Genomic DNA, 17596 nt, shown 5'->3' on the forward strand with positions numbered 1-17596 from the left:
AGCGGCGCTCACCTTCGGGTGAGCGCCGACTCCTTGTTCTCCGTCTGGAACCAGGCGATCAGCACCTCGCGTTCCCGGGTGCTCAGTCCCGGTCGCCCGACGGTGCGGTCGTTGAACAGCGCCTTCGCCATCCGCGGCCCGACATACGGAGTGTTCGAGTGGGCCGCGTAGATCGCGTCGAAGAGGTGCTGTTTGTCCTCGCCCTTGGCCAGGAAGGTCATTGCGCCGGCGTCCAGGCTGCTGAGGATGACCTCGTCGGTGGACATGTGCGAATAGACGATGACCCGATGCCCTGCCGCGCACACCTCGTTGAGGCTCTCGAACTCGGGGCGGTAGCGCTCGTACTGCAGATCGAAGAGCACGACCTCGATCGAATCGTTCCCGCGGGGGTGCTCGGCCAGGAAGGACGACGGGTCGGGGTAATCGGCGACGAGGTCGATCGACGGCTGGGCTTCGGCAAACCACGCCTTTACTCCGGCGTGAATAACGTCGTGGTCGTCAATTAGCGCGACAGGGATGGCGGCCCCGAGTTTCTGCGAGCCCCGATCTTTGCCCTTATTCATGCAGTTCGCCTGAGGTAGATGAGATCACCGATGTGGGCCCTCACAGTTCTTCGGTCACGAACTTTACTCTTTGGCAACGCCCGCGCTGTCCGAAATACGAAAGTCGGCTAACCATATTGACGTATGGGCAGATAGTATCCCGGGTCACGCGATGCTGTGCCGGTGGGTGCCTGCCGCCGCCGGCCCGGATCCCAGTCGGTGATGCACGCTGACCCATACCTTCTCGCCCAGGACAGTGACCTCGACCTGCGGGTGGGCGCTGTAGGCCTGCATCCGGGCGACTCCGGCGACATCGCAGACGATGCTGGCGATCAGTTCGCCGCCCGCCACCGTCAATCCGATCCGGGCCTGGTCGTGAGCATGCGCCAGCGCCTCCAACAGCGGCGCGAGGACCTCACGGCGGGTGGGCTCGTCGAGCGGGGGCAGGTCGTTGTCGGTGTTGATGGTGACGATCACCCCGCGGCGATCGGCCTGGTCGACGGCCGCACGCAGTTCGGCGACCAGTGGGTGGCTGAACGTCCGGGACTGGAAGATGTATAGGCGCAACCTGCGTGATTCCAGTCGGGACCGTTCCCGGGTCTCGGCGTCGATGACGCCGGTGCTCAACGTCTGCAGCAGCGGGAACACGCCCCGGATCAGCTTCGAGGTGCGGCGGACGTAGTCGTCGTGCAGTGCCTCGGCGATGCGGTGCCGGTCGGCCATGGCCCACCGTTCCCTGGCCTCGGTCGCCGCGTCGACGGTGGCGTTGCGCAGCAATTCCGGGAAGGCCAATGCGAACATCTGCACCATGGCGATGCCTGCGGTGTAGAGGGCCAGGTCGAACGCCATGGCCATGTGGGGTTGCCGGGCGAAGGTGACGATCGCAACGCCGAGCCAGAACGCGATCATCACCGCGGCGGCGTGGCGAACCCGGCGGCGCAGCACGAATGGCAGCACGCACAGTCCCGTCGCCGTGAGTGTCCACTGAGCAGGTCCGCCCACCATGTCGGTGGGCAGCAGCAGGATCTGGGTGACGATGACGGCCGCCATCGTCACCAGCGCGGGCACCGTGAGGTCGGGGCCGCGATCGAGCACACGGGGGATGCCGGCGATGATGACCAGCGCGGCAATGGTGCCGAGCCCGAGCGCAACGAGCGGGACGTCGGTGCGGGCGGCTGCGTACGGCACCGATACCAAGAGCTGGACCAGGCCGAAGACGATGATGCCGAGACCGAACTGGACCAGCACGCGCTCAGTCAGCTGGTCGATGTCCTCGACGACCGGGTTCGGCGGCACGACGCCGGCCGACGGGTCCCACGAGAGCGTGACCTCGGTGCCGCTGCCCGGTGCCGAGAACACGGTGGCGCTGCCACCGGCGCGACGCATCCGGGCGACGATCGACTCGGCGACACCGTGGCCGAGGGTCGTGGTGGTCACGTCGAATCCGCTTCCGTCGTCGATGACGGTGATCGAGGTGGGCTCCACCGTGATCTCGATGAGCGACGCGTCGGCGTGCCGTTCGGCGTTGTTGAGCGCTTCGCGGACCGCGGCCAGCACGGTGCGCGCACGGTGCCCGGTGAGGACGAGGGCGGGCAGTCCGGACAGCGTGACCGCGACCGGGAAGTGCGCAATCTCCTGGCGCAGGGCGGCGACGATATCGGTGTCCGGCAGCGGTTCGAGCGCCGCGGGGCCACCGGTGAGCAGCTCCAGATCTCGACGGGCCTGTGCGGCAACGCGATCCGATGAGATGTCGGCGCCCTCGCCGACCAGGTACAACGTGGATGCGGCGGTGTCGTGCACCAGTGCCAGGTGCTCGAGTTCGTAGTTGCGTACCGCGGCGCCGATCGCGTCGCGCAACGCGGCATCGTGGTTCTCGGTGCGAGCCTGGTCCACCTGTCTGGCCACGGCCAACCCGGCCGCCAGCAGTGCGGCGGCGATGGCCCATTCGATGCCCAGCATGTAGAACAACATCGGCACCTGGGCGGCCTCGCGCCAGCCGACCACCTGTGCGCAGCCTGCTGCGTAGGCGAACGTGATCAGTGCGGCGGCGGGAAAGCTGAATTTCGGGGGCTGGGCCATGGTGAAGGCGATGACGGCGGTGCCGGCGATCGCCTGCGGCACCGAGTAGATATAGAGGCTTGCGGGGTTCGGGTCGAACCACGGCGTCGCCGCGCAGACGATCAGGACCCAACAGAAATCGGCCAGTTGGTAGGGCAGCGCGCGGGACCGGGTGCACAGCCGGAATATCGACCAGCATCCCAGTGCGGCGAGCAGTATCGTGCCGGCCGCGCGCTCGGGCGTGCCGGGCAGTAGAAGCGCGCTCGAAACCGCGACAAGGGTGACCGTATTGAGCAGAATGGTGGCCAGTTCCTGGCCACGGCGGATCACCTGTCGCTCTGACACATGGACACTCCGGATGTCCTTGTCGCGCTCAAGCACACGCAATTCTAGGCACGAATCGCGATGGCAGTATCGGTCAATTGGCGGACATGGACACATTTAGTTGCAGGCGCAAATAACTGTGTCGATCGGAAGTGCCCAGATGGATGAGCACGCCGCCGAAATGCGCTGGTTGGCGTTAGTCTGACCGAGTCGACGTCGAACGGAGCGTGGCACATGGTGTGGCGATACGTGAAGGCGCAGCTGATGGTGCTGCTGTGCGGAGGTTTGGTCGGACCGATCTTCCTGGCGGTGTACTTCGCCACCGGCCAGAGTTCTTTGCTGAAATGGATGTTCTGGGTAGGTCTACTGGTGACCGCCGCCGATGTGTTGATCGCGTTGGCCCTGGCGAGCTTCGGTGCGAAGTCCGCGGCCCGCACCCAGGCCCTGGAAGCCACCGGTGTCCTCGCGCTGGCGCAGATCACCGGGATGTCCGAGACCGGGACCCGGATCAACGACCAACCGTTGGTCAAACTGAACCTGCACGTCTCGGGACCCGGCATCACACCGTTCACCGCCGAGGACCGCGTCATCGCCGGCGTGACGCGGCTGGGGACGCTCACCTCCCGCAAGGCGGTCGTACTGGTGGACCCGGCAACCAATCAGTTCCAGATCGACTGGGAACGCAGCGCTCTGATCAACGGGCAGGTCCCGGCGACGTTCTCCATCGACGAAGACCACCAAACCTACGATCTGTCCGGTCAGGTGGGCCCCCTGATGGAGATCCTGCAGATCCTCAAGGCCAACAACATCGGCATGAACGGCATGATCGACCTGCGCAGCAATCCGGCGGCCAGGGCCCAGGTGCAGGCGGTGGTTCGCCGGGCCGGCGCCCACCAGCAGGCCCCGCCGGCAGCGGCGCCCGCTCCGGCCGCCTATGTCCCCCCGGCGCCTCCCGCCCCGTCGGTCGCCCAACGTCTGCAGGAACTTGAGACACTGCGGGCCACCGGTTCGATCTCGGAGGATGAGTACTCCAGCAAGCGACAGCAGATCATCGCCCAGCTGTGACCGCCTGCCGGATGCCCGGATACTCGGCGCCCGTCACCCAGCCCTGATAGCGTCCGGCTTGGTCCGCGTGCGGCGCATGCCGTCTCGGATGTGCGACCCGTTCTGCTGATGCTGAAGGGCGACCATGAGTGCTGAGAATTCGACCGTCGTCGACAAGGTCAGCCTGCCGACGCTGACGGCCATGGTGATCGGATCCATGATCGGATCCGGCGTCTTCCTGCTCCCGCGCCGATTCGGTGTCGAGACCGGGGTGCTCGGTGCGCTGATCGCCTGGGCCATCGCCGGCGCCGGAATGCTGATGCTGGCCTTCGTCTTTCAGCGGCTCGCCACCCGCAAGCCGGACCTGGACGCCGGGATCTATGCCTACGCCAAGGCCGGCTTCGGTGACTACGTCGGATTCAACTCGGCGTTCGGATTCTGGGCGTCGGCCTGCGCGGGCAACACCTCGTACTGGGTGCTCATCATGGCGACGACCAGTGCGTTGTTTCCCGGCCTCGGGTCCGGGGACACCGTCCTCGCGGTGGTCTGCTCCTCCGTCGGGGTGTGGCTGTTCTGCTTCCTCATCCTGCGCGGGGTCAAGGAGGCGGCGATCATCAATCGGATCGCCACGATCGCCAAGATCGTTCCCATCCTCACCTTCATCGTCATCGCCCTGGTCGCCTTCGACGCCGACGTGTTCACCGGGAACTTCTGGGGCGGGGACGGCCACTACTCGCTGGCGTCGCTGTTCGAACAGGCCAAGGGCACGATGCTGATCACCGTGTTCGTCTTCCTCGGCATCGAGGGCGCCAGCGTGTACTCCCGGTTCGCCCGCAAACGGGAGGACGTCGGTCGCGCCACCGTCATCGGGTTCCTCTCGGTGCTCAGCGTTTTCATGCTCGTGACGATGGTCTCCTACGGTGCGCTGACCCAATCGGAACTGGCCACCATCGAGCAGCCGTCCATGGCGTCGGTGCTGGAATCCATCGTCGGGCACTGGGGTTCCATCTTCATCCGGGTGGGCGTCATCCTGTCCGTCCTCGGCGCGTACCTGGCCTGGACCCTGATGGCGGCCGAAGTCCTCTACATCCCCGCCAAGGCCGACGACATGCCGAAGTTCCTGGCGCGCAGCAATTCCAAGGGCGCCCCGGTCGCTGCCCTGGTGATGGCGGCCGGCCTGGTGCAGCTGCTGCTGATCCTGCTGTTGTTCACCTCCGATGCCCTCGACTTCATGCTCGACCTCACCGCTGCGCTGTCCCTGATCCCGTATCTGCTGGCTGCCGGGTACGCCCTCAAACTGACCATCACTCGCGAAACATACGGTGATACAAAGTCTTTGGTGCCCGACATGGTCGTCGCGGCACTGGCCACGATCTACACCCTGTTCCTGGTCTACGCCGCCGGGTGGGACCATCTGTTGCTGTCCTGCGTGCTCTATGCGCCGGCGGCACTGCTGTATGTCAAGGCCCGCCGGGAACGTTCGCTGCGGGTGTTCAGTCCGCCCGAGGCGGTGTTGTTCGGGATCATCGTGTTGGGCGCGATCAGCGGGGTGTACGGACTGGTGTCGGGCTCCATCCAGATTTGAGCGAAAGGACCGTCATGACAGCGACTTCGGCCGCGTACGGCGTGCACTCCGAGGTGGGCAAGCTGCGCAAGGTACTGGTGTGCTCACCAGGCCTGGCGCATGAGCGTCTCACTCCGACCAATTGCGATGACCTGTTGTTCGACGACGTGTTGTGGGTGCAGAACGCCCGCCGCGATCACTTCGACTTCATGGACAAGATGCGTGACCGCGACGTGGAAGTCATCGAGCTGCACGAGCTGCTGACCGAGACCATGGAGATCCCGGCCGCCAGGGACTGGCTGCTGGACCGCAAGATCGTCGCCAACGAGGTGGGGCTCGGTCTGGTCGACGACACCAGGGGCTTCCTGGATTCGCTGCAACCGCGCCGGCTCACCGAGTTCCTGATCGGCGGGATGTCCACCCGCGACCTGCCCGCCGATGTCCGGACCGGCTACCGTGCACTGGCCCGCGAGGACAGCGGCGTCACCGAATACCTGATGCCGCCGCTGCCCAACACGCTCTACACCCGTGACACGACGTGCTGGATCTACGGCGGTCTGACGCTGAACCCGCTGTTCTGGGCCGCCCGGCACGACGAAACCCTCCTGATGAAGGCGATCTACGAGTTCCACCCCGACTACGTCGGCTCGACCGTGTGGTGGGGCGACCCCGAAAAGACCTGGGGGCTGGCCACTCTGGAAGGTGGGGACGTGTTGATCCCCGGCAACGGCGTCGTCCTGATCGGCATGAGCGAACGCTCGTCGCGCCAGGCCATCACCCAGGTCGCGGCCGAGTTGTTCGCCGCCGGTGCGGCCGAGAAGGTGATCGTCGCGGGTATGCCGAAACTGCGTTCGGCCATGCACCTGGACACGGTCTTCACCTTCGCCGACCGTGATGTCGTGACGATCTACCCCGACATCGTCGACGGCATCGAACCGTTCACGCTGGTCCCCACCGACGCGGCGCCGGGCGTCGAGGTCATCGAGGAGTCCAAACCGTTCATCGAGGTGGTCGCGGCCGCACTGGGTCTGGCCGAGTTGCGGGTGGTCGAGACCGGCGGCAGCCGCTACGACTCGGAGCGTCAGCAGTGGGACAGCGGCAACAACCTCGTCGCCGTCGAACCCGGCGTGGTCTTCGCCTACGACCGCAACATCCACACCAACTCGCTGCTGCGCAAGGCCGGTGTCGAGGTCATCACCATCGTGGGTGCGGAGCTGGGCCGCGGGCGCGGCGGCGGCCACTGCATGACCTGCCCGATTATCCGGGACGCGATCGATTACTAGAACACGTTTCAGTCTGGCTGCTAGCCTGGGCGCGGGTTGACGAAAGGACCGGCAATGGCGGCGGGTAACGGATCCCTCGAGGGACGTGTGGCATTCGTGACGGGAGCCGCGCGCGGCCAGGGCAGGGCCCACGCGATCCGGCTGGCCAATGAGGGCGCCGACATCATCGCCGCCGACATCTGCGCTCCGGTCTCGGACACCGTCACCTATCCGGCGGCCACCGCCGACGACCTGGCCGAGACGGTGCGCGGGGTCGAAGCCGCCGGCCGCAAGATCCTGGCGCGCGCGGTCGACGTCCGCGACCTCGATGCCCAGCAGCAGTTGATCGCCGACGGCATCGAGCAGTTCGGCCGGCTCGATGTGGTGGTCGCCAATGCCGGCGTGCTGAGCTGGGGCCGGGTGTGGGAGCTCACGCCCGAGCAGTGGGACACCGTCATCGATGTCAACCTCAACGGAACCTGGCGCACCATCAAGGCGGCGGTGCCCGCGATGATCGACGCGGGCAACGGCGGGTCGATCATCATCGTGAGCTCGTCGGCGGGTGTGAAGGCCACCCCCGGCAACTCGCACTATGCGGCGTCCAAGCACGGCCTGGTCGCGCTGACCAACTCGTTGGCACTCGAGGTGGGGGAGTTCGGAATTCGGGTCAACTCGATCCACCCGTACTCCATCGACACCCCGATGATCGAGCCCGAGGCGATGGCGACCATCTTCTCCAAGTTCCCGAGCTTCCTGCACAGTTTCGCCCCGATGCCGTACCACAAGGTGACCGACGGCAAGAACGAGGGACTCGCGGCGTTCATGGCGCCCGAGGAGGTCGCGAATGTGGTGGCGTGGCTGGCCGGTGACGGGTCGGCGACGCTGTCCGGCAGCCAGATCGCCGTCGACCGGGGTGTGCTCAAGTACTAGCGGCAAGCCCCCTTTTTGACGCCGGTGACGGTTGATCGGGATATCATCGCGGTGGCGATCGCCGATCACCTCTCGACAGGAATGGGATGGCTTTGATCCGCAAGGGTTTTGGGCTTGCCGCCGTGGGCGCAGCCGCCGTGATGATCTCGATGGGTTCGGCCTGGGCCGACGGCCCGGCCGGCGTCGTCGACATATCCCGAGCCGTCGGCTCGGGCGTGCTGAACGGAAACCTGGTGGGATTCACCGTCACCGGCCCCACCAACGAGGCGGCCTCGGCGGCCGTCGTCGCTGCGTGTCAGCAGGCCGGCGCCGGAGAATGCACCCGGGACGAGGTCACCAACGACAATCTGTGCGTGGTATCCGTCGGCGCCGATGACGACAGCGGGGTCGTGTCCGGTGGGGCCGGCCCGACGATCGAGGCGGCCCGCGACGATGCCTACCGCCATGCCCAGGACGCCGGTGCGCCGCTCGGGCCGGGCGCCCGCATTCTCGCGTCGGTCTGCCCGTGAGCACACCGTTTTCCTGGCGTACCGGTAGGGAGTCGAACATGTTCAATTACAAGAAGACTGCACTGATCCCGGTCGGTGTGGTGGCGGTGTCGCTGTTCATGGCGCCCACGGCCGGTGCCATGCCGACCTGCCAGGACGCCGGCAGTCACGTCCGGTGCGAGTCGAGTGGCAGCGTCTCGATCAAAGCGGTGCCGCAGACGCGCGCTCCGCACGTTGGCGAGATCACCCCAGACCGCCGCCGGCGCGGCATCGTCTGGAGCTGGTAGGTCTCACCCGGCGGCGAGGACGGTCGCGAACTGATTTATCGCCCAATCGATTTCCGCCTCCGTGACGACCAGGGGCGGCGCGAAGCGCAGAGTATGACCGTGGGTGTCCTTCACCAGGACGCCGCGTTCGGCCAGGCGCAGGCTGAGATGCTTACCGGTGCCCAGGCGCGCGTCGATGTCGACGCCGGCCCACAGCCCTTTGCCGCGTACCGCGAGCACGCCATGGCCGCGCAGCGCGGTCAGCCGGGTGTGCAGGTGCATGCCCAATTCGGCTGAGCGGGCTTGGTATTCGCCGCGCTCAAGCATTGCCACCACGGTGCTGCCGACGGCCGCGGCCAGCGGATTACCACCGAAGGTGGAACCGTGCTCACCGGGATGCAGTACGCCCAGGATGTCGCGGTCGGCCACCACCGCGGAGACAGGCACCACCCCACCGCCGAGCGCCTTGCCCAGTAAGTACACGTCCGGAGTCACGGCCCAGTGGTCGCAGGCGAAGGTCCGCCCGGTGCGCGCCAGTCCGGACTGGATCTCGTCGGCGATCATCAGCACGTTGTGCCGGGTGCAGAGCGCACGCACCGCGGGCAGGAAATCGTCGGGCGGCACGATGATCCCGGCCTCGCCCTGGATGGGTTCGAGGAGCACGGCGACGGTGTTCTCGTCGATCGCACCGGCCACCGCGTCGGCATCGCCGAACGACACGGAGCGGAACCCCGGTGTGAACGGGCCGAAACCCGCGCGTGCCGTCTCGTCGTCGGAGAAGCTGATGATGGTGGTGGTGCGACCGTGGAAGTTGTTCTGTGCCACCACGATATTGGCCTGGTCGGGCGCGACGCCCTTGACGTCGGTGCCCCATTTGCGGGCCACCTTGATGCCGCTCTCGACGGCCTCGGCGCCGGTGTTCATCGGCAGCACCATCTCTTTGCCGCACATCCGGGCCAGGGCCGCACAGAACGGGCCCAGCCGGTCGGAGTGAAACGCCCGGCTGACCAGGGTGACGCTGTCCAGCTGGGCATGCGCGGCGGCGGTGATCTCGGGGTGGCGATGGCCGAAGTTGACCGCGGAGTACGCGGCCAGGCAGTCCAGGTAACGCCGGCCGTCGACGTCGGTGATCCAGGCGCCCTCGGCCGAGGCCGCGACGACGGGCAGCGGGGAGTAATTGTGCGCGGTGTGGCGGTCGTCGAGTGCGATCGCGGTGTCCGCTTTGTCCATGCCACCCAGGATGGTCATGAATGGACTTCCAGGGTGCAACATTTGACGGATCCGCCGCCCTTGAGCAGCTCGGACAGATCGACGCCGATCGGCTTGAAGCCCGCCGCGGACAACTGCTCAGCGAAGCCGGTGGCGGCCGCGGGGTGCACGACGTGGCGGCCGTCGGACACGGCGTTGAGGCCCAGCACGAAGGCGTCGGTACTGGTGACCACGATGGCGTCGGGGAAGTGTTGCTCGAGTGTGTTGCGCGCGGCGTCGGTGAACGCCGGCGGGTAGTACGCGATGAGCTCGTCGGTCAGCACGGTCAGCGCGGTGTCCAGATGGTAGAAGCGCGGGTCCACCAGTTCCAGGCCGATCACCGGCATTCCGGTGATGGCCGCGATCTCGTCGTGTGCGCGCGGGTCGGTGCGAAAACCGTGTCCGGCCAGGATCTTGGACCCGGCGACCAGCAGGTCGCCCTGGCCTTCGTTGACGTGGCGGGTCTGCACCGGCCGGTGCCCGTGCGCGGCCATCCACGCGGCGTAGGCGTCGGCTTCCCCCGCCCGTTGTGGGTAGGCGAACCGGGCGACGACGGCATGGCCTCCGACCAGCAGACCGCCGTTGGCGGCGTAGACCATGTCCGGCAGCCCCGGTGCGGGTGCCACCAGGTCGACGGTGTGGCCCAGGTCCAGATAGACGCGGCGCAGGTTTTCCCACTGTCGCACCGCGAGACCGGTGTCCACCGGGGTCGAGGTGTCCATCCAGGGGTTGATCGCGTATTCGACGGCGAAATGCGTCGGTGCCGTCATGGCGTAGTGCCTGGTGCGGGCAGACCGGGTCGGATGCAGGACGGATTGGCTGGCGACCTCAGAAATCGTCATGATTCAACGGTATGTGCGCTCTCGAATGCAATCAATCGCCATATATTGCGTGTTGAGTAACGTTTCGTTGCGTACAGTGGCGATCTGCGGCTGTCTGTTGTGCGAGGAGGGGTGATGGATCGCCTGGACGAGACCGATGAGCGGATCCTGGCCGAGTTGACCGACAACGCTCGGGCCACCTTCGCCGAGATCGGGCAGCGGGTCAGCCTGTCCGCGCCCGCGGTGAAACGACGGGTGGACCGCCTGCTGGATCACGGGGTCATCCGCGGTTTCACCACCGTCGTCGACCGCAACGCACTGGGCTGGGGCACCGAGGCCTACGTGCAGGTCTACTGTCACGGCACCATCGCGCCCGCCGAGTTGCGCCAGGCCTGGATCGACATCCCGGAGGTGGTCGGCGCGGCCACGGTGACGGGAACCGCGGATGCCATCCTGCACGTGCTCGCGCGCGACATGCGGCATCTGGAGGACGCGCTGGAGCGCATCCGGGCCAGCGCGGACATCGAACGCAGTGAAAGCATCGTGGTGCTGTCCAACATCATCGAGCGCGCTCGGTCCTGAGCAGTACCGACGGGGTGGACAGGCAGAAGACCCCTGTCATCGTGTAAGAAGACCCACGTGACAAATAATGGTGGAATCGTCATTGTCGGTGGTGGGTTGTCTGCGGCCCGTACCGCCGAGCAACTGCGCCGGGCCGAATACGCCGGGCCGATCACCATCGTCAGCGATGAGACGCACCTCCCGTATGACCGGCCGCCGCTGTCCAAGGAAGTGCTGCGCAACCCCGATCACGATGTCGTGCTCAAGCCGCAGGAGTTCTACGACGACAACAACATCACCCTGCGACTGGGGTCGGCCGCGGCATCCGTCGACACCGCCGCGCAGACGGTGACGCTGGCCGACGGATCGGTGGTCGGCTACGACGACCTGGTCATCGCGACCGGTCTTGTGCCCAAACGTATTCCGTCCTTCCCCGACCTGGAGGGCATCCGGGTGCTGCGCTCCCTCGACGACAGCGTGGCCCTGCGGGCGCATTCGTCCACCGCGCAGCGCGCGGTCATCGTCGGCGCCGGGTTCATCGGCTGCGAGGTGGCCGCGAGCCTGCGCCAGCTCGGTGTGGACGTGGTGATCGTCGAGCCGCAGCCCACTCCACTGGCCTCGGTGCTGGGGGAGCAGATCGGTGAGCTGGTGACCCGCCTGCACCGGGCCGAGGGCGTCGACGTGCGCTGCGGCATCGGGGTCGCTTCGGTATCCGGTACCGACAAGGTCGAGAAGGTCGTGCTGTCCGACGGCACCGAACTCGAGGCCGACGTGGTCGTCGTGGGCATCGGCAGCCATCCGGTCACCGGCTGGCTGGACGGCAGCGGTATCACCGTCGAGAACGGTGTGGTGTGCGATGACGCCGGCCGGGCCAGCGCGCCGCACGTGTGGGCCATCGGCGACGTGGCCTCCTGGCGTTCCGAGGTGGGACACCAAGTGCGCGTGGAGCATTGGAGCAACGTGGCCGAGCAGGCCCGGGCCATGGTGCCCGCGTTGCTGGGGCGGGAGCCCGGTGCGGCGCTGACCGTGGTGCCGTACTTCTGGAGCGACCAGTACGACGTGAAGATCCAGTGCCTCGGTGAGCCGGCGGCCGATGACACCGTGCACATCGTCGAAGACGACGGCCGCAAGTTCCTGGCCTACTACGAGCGTGACGGCGTGCTGACCGCCGTCGTGGGCGGCGGCATGCCCGGCAAGGTGATGAAGGCCCGCGGCAAGATCGCCGCCGGCACCCCGATCGCCGACGTTCTCCCGTGATTTGTGGAGCCGCACCCGTGATCATTACGGGTGCACCGTCCACATCGGCACCGTCCGGGCCACCTGCGCGCCGCCGGCCGCGCCCGCCATCGGGTGCGTGTCCTGCACGCCCCAGCCGTCGTTGATCCGGCCCGGCTCGAACGCCCAGAACAGCACCCGACTGTAGAACGCCTTGAATGCGGCTGAATCCGGCACCTCGTAGGTGAGGTAGGACAGTTCGCCCGGGCCGGTGCCGTTCAGAGCGGGCCGCGGCGTTCCCGCGGTATCGCGGTAGACGGCGAACGGCGTGCCCGACGGGTCGGTGGCATCGCACACCGTGCCGAACTCCCGCTGCTGCGGTTCGCCGACGGTGCCGCCACCGGCGAGGATCGAGTCGCGCGCGGTGTCGAGGTCGTCGACGGCGTAGCAGCAGAACAGCGTGCTCGGCCCGGTGGTCTCGAAAATGCCCATCGACAGAGTGGAATTCGCGACGTGCTGCCCGTCGAAGGACCAGCCCAACACGTGCGCGTAGAACGCCTCTGCGCGTGCGGCGTCGGGGGTGTTGATCGACACGTAGCCGACATCGCCGTGCCGGATGGTCACCGGGGCGCCGGTCAGCGGGCCCGAGAGCATCCAGCGATGCCCGAACGGGTCGATGATCGCGGCGTTACGGGAGCCGTGACTCTCCGACGCCTCGCGCTGCACCTGGGCGCCGCGTGCGCGCGCGCGTCGCAATGCGGTGTCGGTGTCTGGGACATCGAGCATCAGGCTCACCGAAACAGATTGGGGTGCAGGTGCTTTGAGTCCGATCTCGGGGTATTCGTCGGCCAGGTAGACCACCGCGCCCGCCATCGACAGTTCGGCGTGGCCGATGCGGCCGTCGCCCATCAGCACGGGTGCACCCACCACCGAGGCGCCGAACGCCTCGGTGTACCAGTCCAGTGCGGCGCGGGCGTCGGCGACGGCCAGGTACGGGATGACGGCGTTGGTGACCACGGGCGTACTCAGTTCGGCGAGCAGGGAATCGGTTCCGCTCATTTCCACTCCTTCGGTTCCGGCGGGTAGGGACAGGGCGGCTTCCAGACGGGCGCGCAGGCGGGCCGCGAAAGCCGGGTCGGGCGTGGTGGGCAGGTCGTCGCCGTGCAGCGCGGTCAGCGGGTCGTGGCTGTTGTCGGTCATGGCTTGCCTCCCTCCGGGTAGTGCGATCTGAAGGCGCGGCGGGCCCGTACCAGCAGGGCCTCGGTCGCGTGCACGGTGCGGCCGATCAATTCCGCGCACTCGGGGACCGTGCGGTCATCCATGTAGCGCAACGCCAGCACCGTGCGGTGGTGTTCGGGCAGTCGGGCCAGCACCGCCTCGGCGACGATGCGGTCCAGTTCGGCATCCCAGTCGTCGACGGGATCGGCCGTCTCGGGCACTTCACCGACCGGCACACTGAACCGTCTGCGGTAATGGTCGGCCAACTTGTGCCGGGCCACCCCGATCAGCCAGGGCACCGTGATCGGCGGTGGCGCCGGCTTTCGGGCCGCATCCATCGCGGCCAGGAACGTCTCCGACGTCAGATCCTCGGCCGTGCCGCGGTCGCCGCAGCGCCTGACGAAGTACCCGTAGACCACCGGCAGGGCTTCGTCGTACAGCGTCAACAGAGCCCGCGCAGACTCGGTTTGGGCGCTCATACCCTTATCGTCGTCGTGGCGGCCCGAACTCCGACGGGGTTGGGCGAACTTTTTTCGCCTCAGTTCTGCGGGGCGAGTTCACGCAGCCCGTGGCCCACCACGTCGAAGGCGTCGCCGAGTGCGTCGGGTAGCGACACCGACTCGTCGGCCAGCCACTGCTCGTAGGCGGTCAGCGCCACGCCCAGTGCCGTCCATGCGACCGTCTGCGGCACCAGGTCGGCCGGCTTGCGACCCAGCCGGCGCGCCACGAAGGCGGCGATCACCTCGCGCCACCCGGCGTACATCGTCATCGAATAGGCCTGGAGCGCATCGGTCTCCAGGATGACGCGCATGCGTTGGCGGTGTTGCGGGGTCTCGTCGACTCCGAAGTCGTTGAACGTCAACAACGCTGAGCGCAACGCCGCCTCGAGCGGCACATCGGTCGGCACCGCGCCCAGTACGTCGCGCAGGTACTGCAGGTGCGCGTCGAAGTCGGCCCAGGGGATGGCGTTCTTGGACGAGAAGTAGCGGAACAGGGTGCGCCGGGAGATGCCCGCGGCGGCGGCCACGTCGTCGACGCTGACATCGTCGAAACCGCGGGTCGCGAACAGTTCCAGGGCCACCCCGCTGATGTGGTCCTGGGTGGTCGAAGGGCGCCGTCCCACGCTCATCGGGCAACTCCCCTTCCATTTCGGCACTCGATGCCATATTGTGTGCGGCGTGGGTCACAGTTGTCCAGACCCTGCGGTAACTCTCACGGTAACGAAAGGGGCAGTCCATGGAACCCAATCAGCAGGTTGCGTCTGACACCGAACTGGTCACCGAGTCTCTCGTCGAAGAGGTCTCGATCGACGGGATGTGCGGGGTCTACTGACCATGTCGGCGCCGACAGCCCCGGCTCCGGCCTTCGACCCCGCGATGGCCTGGACCCTGCACCACCAAGTGGCGGTGCGACCGGAACCGTTCGGGGCGTTGCTGTATCACTTCGGTACCCGGAAGCTGTCGTTTCTGAAGAACCGGATCATCGTCGAGGTGGTCAGCTCGCTGGCTGACCACCCCGACGTCCCGTCCGCCTGCCGCGCCGCCGGTATCGATGACGACGCGCAGGGCCCCTATCTGCACGCGCTGAGCGTGCTCGCACAGTCCCACATGCTGGTCCCGAGGGAGGCTTCCGAGTGACAACCATGCAACCCGTCCCACGGCTGATCGATCAATTCGAGCGCGGCCTCGACGCCCCGATCTGCTTGACGTGGGAGTTGACCTACGCCTGCAACCTGTCCTGCGTGCACTGCCTGTCGGCGTCGGGCAAACGCGATCCGCGTGAGCTGAGCACCCGGCAGTGCAAGGACATCATCGACGAGCTGCAGCGCATGCAGGTGTTCTACGTGAACATCGGCGGCGGCGAACCGACTGTGCGGTCGGACTTCTGGGAGCTGGTCGATTACGCGACGGCGCATCAGGTGGGGGTGAAGTTCTCCACCAACGGCGTGCGGATCACCCCCGAGGTGGCCGCCAAACTGGCCGCCAGCGACTACGTCGATGTGCAGATCTCGCTCGACGGTGCCACTGCCGAGATCAACGACGAGGTGCGCGGGCCCGGTTCGTTCGCGATGGCCATCCGTGCGCTGGAGAACCTGGCCGCCGCGGGCTTCAAGGACGCCAAGATCTCTGTCGTCGTCACCCGGCACAACGTCGATCAACTCGACGAGTTCAAGGCCCTGGCCGACAGCTACGGCGCCACCCTGCGCATCACCCGGCTGCGCCCCTCGGGCCGCGGCGCCGACGTCTGGGACGAGTTGCACCCGACCGCCGCGCAGCAGAAGCAGCTCTACGACTGGCTCGTCGCCAAGGGCGAGCGTGTGCTCACCGGTGATTCGTTCTTCCACCTGTCGGGCCTGGGTGAGCCGGGTGCGCTCGCCGGTCTGAACCTGTGTGGTGCCGGCCGCGTCGTGTGCCTGATCGACCCGATCGGTGACGTGTACGCCTGCCCGTTCGCCATCCACGAGCAGTTCCTTGCCGGAAACGTGCTCACCAGCAACGGTTTTCAGGACGTCTGGCAGAACTCCGAACTGTTCCGTGAACTGCGTGAACCGCAGTCGGCCGGCGCCTGCACCGGATGCGGGCACTACGACGCCTGCCGTGGCGGTTGCATGGCCGCGAAGTTCTTCACCGGGCTGCCGATGGACGGCCCGGACCCCGAATGTGTGCAGGGTTTCGGGGAGCCCGCCCTGGCGCTGGAGCGGGACAAGCCCAAGCCCAGCGGCGACCACTCCCGCGCGGGCGGTCGCAAAGGCCCCATCCCACTCAAACTGCTCACCGTCCCGCCCAAGAAGTTCTGTAACGAAAGTCCTGTGTAGATCATGGCTCGCGATACCTGGTTCGAGACCGTTGCCATCGCCCAACAGCGTGCGAAGAAACGGCTGCCCCGCTCCGCCTACTCCTCGCTGATCTCGGCGAGCGAGAAGGGGGTGTCGGTCTCCGACAACGTCGAGGCATTCGCCGAGTTGGGTTTCGCCCCGCACGTCATCGGTGCCACCGAGAAGCGTGACATGTCGACAACGGTGATGGGCCAGGACATCTCGATGCCGGTCGTCATCTCGCCGACCGGCGTGCAGGCGGTCGACCCCGATGGCGAGGTGGCCGTCGCCCGCGCTGCTGCGGCCCGCGGCACCGCGATGGGGCTCTCGTCGTTTGCCAGCAAGCCGATGGAGGAAGTGACGGCCGTCAACGGCAAGATCTTCTTCCAGATCTACTGGCTGGGCGGCCGCGACGAAATCCTGGCCCGGATGATCCGGGCCCGCGAGGCCGGCGCGGTCGGGCTGATCCTCACCACGGACTGGAGCTTCAGCCATGGCAGGGACTGGGGCAGCCCCAAGATCCCGGAGAGCATGGACCTCAAGACCATGGTGAAGATGGCGCCGGAGGTCATCAGCAAGCCCCGCTGGCTGTGGAGCTTCGGCAAGAATCTGCGCCCGCCGGACCTGCGGGTCCCCAACCAGGGCCGCCGCGGTGAGGCGGGTCCGACCTTCTTCGAGGCCTACGGCCAGTGGATGGGCACACCGCCGCCGACCTGGGAAGACGTCTCCTGGCTGCGTGAGCAGTGGGGTGGTCCGTTCCTGCTCAAGGGCATGGTCCGGGTCGACGACGCCAAACGCGCTGTGGATGCGGGTGTTTCGGCCATCACGGTGTCCAACCACGGCGGCAACAACCTCGACGGCACCCCGGCGGCCATTCGTTGCCTGCCTGCCATTGCCGACGCGGTCGGCGATCAGGTCGAGGTCCTGCTCGACGGTGGCGTGCGGCGCGGCAGCGATGTCGTCAAGGCCGTGGCCCTCGGCGCCCGCGCCGTCATGATCGGCCGGGCCTACCTCTGGGGTCTCGCGGCCAACGGTCAGGCCGGCGTCGAGAACGTGCTGGACATCCTGCACGGCGGCATCGACTCCGCCCTGCGCGGGCTCGGCAAGTCCTCGATCCACGATCTGACGCCCGACGACATCTTGATTCCGCAAGGGTTCACCCGCACGCTCGGGGTCCCCGCCAGCTGATACGGACGTGGCTGACGTGGCTGACGTGACCCCTCGTCCGTCAGCCACGCCC

General features: G+C 67.1%; 19 protein-coding genes. 12 read left to right on the forward strand and 7 right to left on the reverse strand.

The window, feature by feature from the left end; genetic code table 11:
• Window positions 1–8: 8 nt before the first annotated feature.
• Complete coding sequence (locus AC1DY7_RS01670; protein ID WP_477491900.1) at window positions 9–563, reverse strand: response regulator; 555 nt, start codon at window positions 561–563, stop codon at window positions 9–11.
• Between the two features lie 144 nt (window positions 564–707).
• On the reverse strand, window positions 708–2945 hold the full coding sequence (locus AC1DY7_RS01675) for a sensor histidine kinase (protein ID WP_477491901.1): 2238 nt from the start codon (window positions 2943–2945) through the stop codon (window positions 708–710).
• Window positions 2946–3158: 213 nt separating this feature from the next.
• On the opposite strand from AC1DY7_RS01675, the gene AC1DY7_RS01680 reads away from it, so the two are divergent.
• The 6 genes from AC1DY7_RS01680 to AC1DY7_RS01705 all read left to right on the forward strand — a co-directional run bounded on the left by AC1DY7_RS01680 (window position 3159) and on the right by AC1DY7_RS01705 (window position 8499).
• A complete protein-coding gene (locus AC1DY7_RS01680; protein WP_477491902.1) occupies window positions 3159–3989 on the forward strand; it encodes an SHOCT domain-containing protein in 831 nt (276 codons plus the stop codon).
• A gap of 124 nt (window positions 3990–4113) precedes the next feature.
• Window positions 4114–5553 (forward strand): basic amino acid/polyamine antiporter, encoded by a 1440-nt coding sequence (locus tag AC1DY7_RS01685; protein WP_477491903.1) that lies wholly within the window; start codon window positions 4114–4116, stop codon window positions 5551–5553.
• A 14-nt stretch (window positions 5554–5567) separates the two neighbouring features.
• The gene (locus tag AC1DY7_RS01690) at window positions 5568–6815 is read left to right on the forward strand and encodes an arginine deiminase (RefSeq protein ID WP_477491904.1); all 1248 of its coding nucleotides are present in this window, start codon (window positions 5568–5570) and stop codon (window positions 6813–6815) included.
• A gap of 54 nt (window positions 6816–6869) precedes the next feature.
• Window positions 6870–7724, forward strand: coding sequence for a mycofactocin-coupled SDR family oxidoreductase (locus tag AC1DY7_RS01695; protein WP_477491905.1), 855 nt, complete (start codon window positions 6870–6872; stop codon window positions 7722–7724).
• 86 nt (window positions 7725–7810) lie between these two features.
• Window positions 7811–8233 carry a DUF4189 domain-containing protein gene (locus AC1DY7_RS01700; RefSeq protein WP_477491906.1) on the forward strand — a complete coding sequence of 141 codons (423 nt, stop codon included), beginning with the start codon at window positions 7811–7813 and terminating at the stop codon, window positions 8231–8233.
• 38 nt (window positions 8234–8271) lie between these two features.
• A complete protein-coding gene (locus AC1DY7_RS01705) occupies window positions 8272–8499 on the forward strand; it encodes a hypothetical protein (RefSeq protein ID WP_477491907.1) in 228 nt (75 codons plus the stop codon).
• Window positions 8500–8502: 3 nt separating this feature from the next.
• Here AC1DY7_RS01705 and rocD read toward each other — a convergent pair whose 3' ends face one another.
• Entirely contained in the window at window positions 8503–9726 is a 1224-nt protein-coding gene (rocD, locus tag AC1DY7_RS01710; protein ID WP_477491908.1) for an ornithine--oxo-acid transaminase, read from the reverse strand.
• A complete protein-coding gene (ddaH, locus tag AC1DY7_RS01715; RefSeq protein WP_477491909.1) occupies window positions 9723–10568 on the reverse strand; it encodes a dimethylargininase in 846 nt (281 codons plus the stop codon). The genes rocD and ddaH overlap by 4 nt, the downstream gene beginning before the upstream one ends.
• A 114-nt stretch (window positions 10569–10682) precedes the next feature.
• Between ddaH and AC1DY7_RS01720 the strand changes: the two genes are divergently transcribed.
• Complete coding sequence (locus AC1DY7_RS01720) at window positions 10683–11129, forward strand: Lrp/AsnC family transcriptional regulator (RefSeq protein WP_477491910.1); 447 nt, start codon at window positions 10683–10685, stop codon at window positions 11127–11129.
• Between the two features lie 33 nt (window positions 11130–11162).
• The gene (locus tag AC1DY7_RS01725) at window positions 11163–12365 is read left to right on the forward strand and encodes an NAD(P)/FAD-dependent oxidoreductase (protein ID WP_477491958.1); all 1203 of its coding nucleotides are present in this window, start codon (window positions 11163–11165) and stop codon (window positions 12363–12365) included.
• Window positions 12366–12389: 24 nt separating this feature from the next.
• Here AC1DY7_RS01725 and AC1DY7_RS01730 read toward each other — a convergent pair whose 3' ends face one another.
• Genes AC1DY7_RS01730 through mftR form a run of 3 tightly spaced genes read right to left on the reverse strand, consistent with a single transcriptional unit; the run spans window position 12390 to window position 14670 of the window.
• Window positions 12390–13523, reverse strand: coding sequence for a VOC family protein (locus AC1DY7_RS01730; RefSeq protein ID WP_477491911.1), 1134 nt, complete (start codon window positions 13521–13523; stop codon window positions 12390–12392).
• Window positions 13520–14020, reverse strand: coding sequence for an RNA polymerase sigma factor (locus tag AC1DY7_RS01735; RefSeq protein WP_477491912.1), 501 nt, complete (start codon window positions 14018–14020; stop codon window positions 13520–13522). The genes AC1DY7_RS01730 and AC1DY7_RS01735 overlap by 4 nt, the downstream gene beginning before the upstream one ends.
• Window positions 14021–14079: 59 nt before the next feature.
• Complete coding sequence (gene mftR / locus AC1DY7_RS01740; RefSeq protein ID WP_477491913.1) at window positions 14080–14670, reverse strand: mycofactocin system transcriptional regulator; 591 nt, start codon at window positions 14668–14670, stop codon at window positions 14080–14082.
• A gap of 107 nt (window positions 14671–14777) precedes the next feature.
• Here mftR and mftA point away from each other — a divergent pair, with 107 nt between their 5' ends.
• The 4 genes from mftA to mftD are packed head-to-tail and all read left to right on the forward strand — an operon-like array spanning window position 14778 to window position 17544.
• On the forward strand, window positions 14778–14873 hold the full coding sequence (gene mftA, locus AC1DY7_RS01745) for a mycofactocin precursor MftA (protein WP_477491914.1): 96 nt from the start codon (window positions 14778–14780) through the stop codon (window positions 14871–14873).
• 2 nt (window positions 14874–14875) lie between these two features.
• Window positions 14876–15178, forward strand: a complete 303-nt coding sequence (gene mftB / locus AC1DY7_RS01750) for a mycofactocin biosynthesis chaperone MftB (RefSeq protein ID WP_477491915.1) — start codon at window positions 14876–14878, stop codon at window positions 15176–15178.
• Window positions 15179–15183: 5 nt separating this feature from the next.
• Window positions 15184–16356, forward strand: coding sequence for a mycofactocin radical SAM maturase (gene mftC / locus AC1DY7_RS01755; protein ID WP_477491959.1), 1173 nt, complete (start codon window positions 15184–15186; stop codon window positions 16354–16356).
• 3 nt (window positions 16357–16359) lie between these two features.
• Window positions 16360–17544, forward strand: coding sequence for a pre-mycofactocin synthase MftD (gene mftD, locus AC1DY7_RS01760; RefSeq protein WP_477491916.1), 1185 nt, complete (start codon window positions 16360–16362; stop codon window positions 17542–17544).
• The last annotated feature ends 52 nt before the right edge of the window (window positions 17545–17596 follow it).

The organism is Mycobacterium sp. P2_H7 (assembly GCF_056403275.1).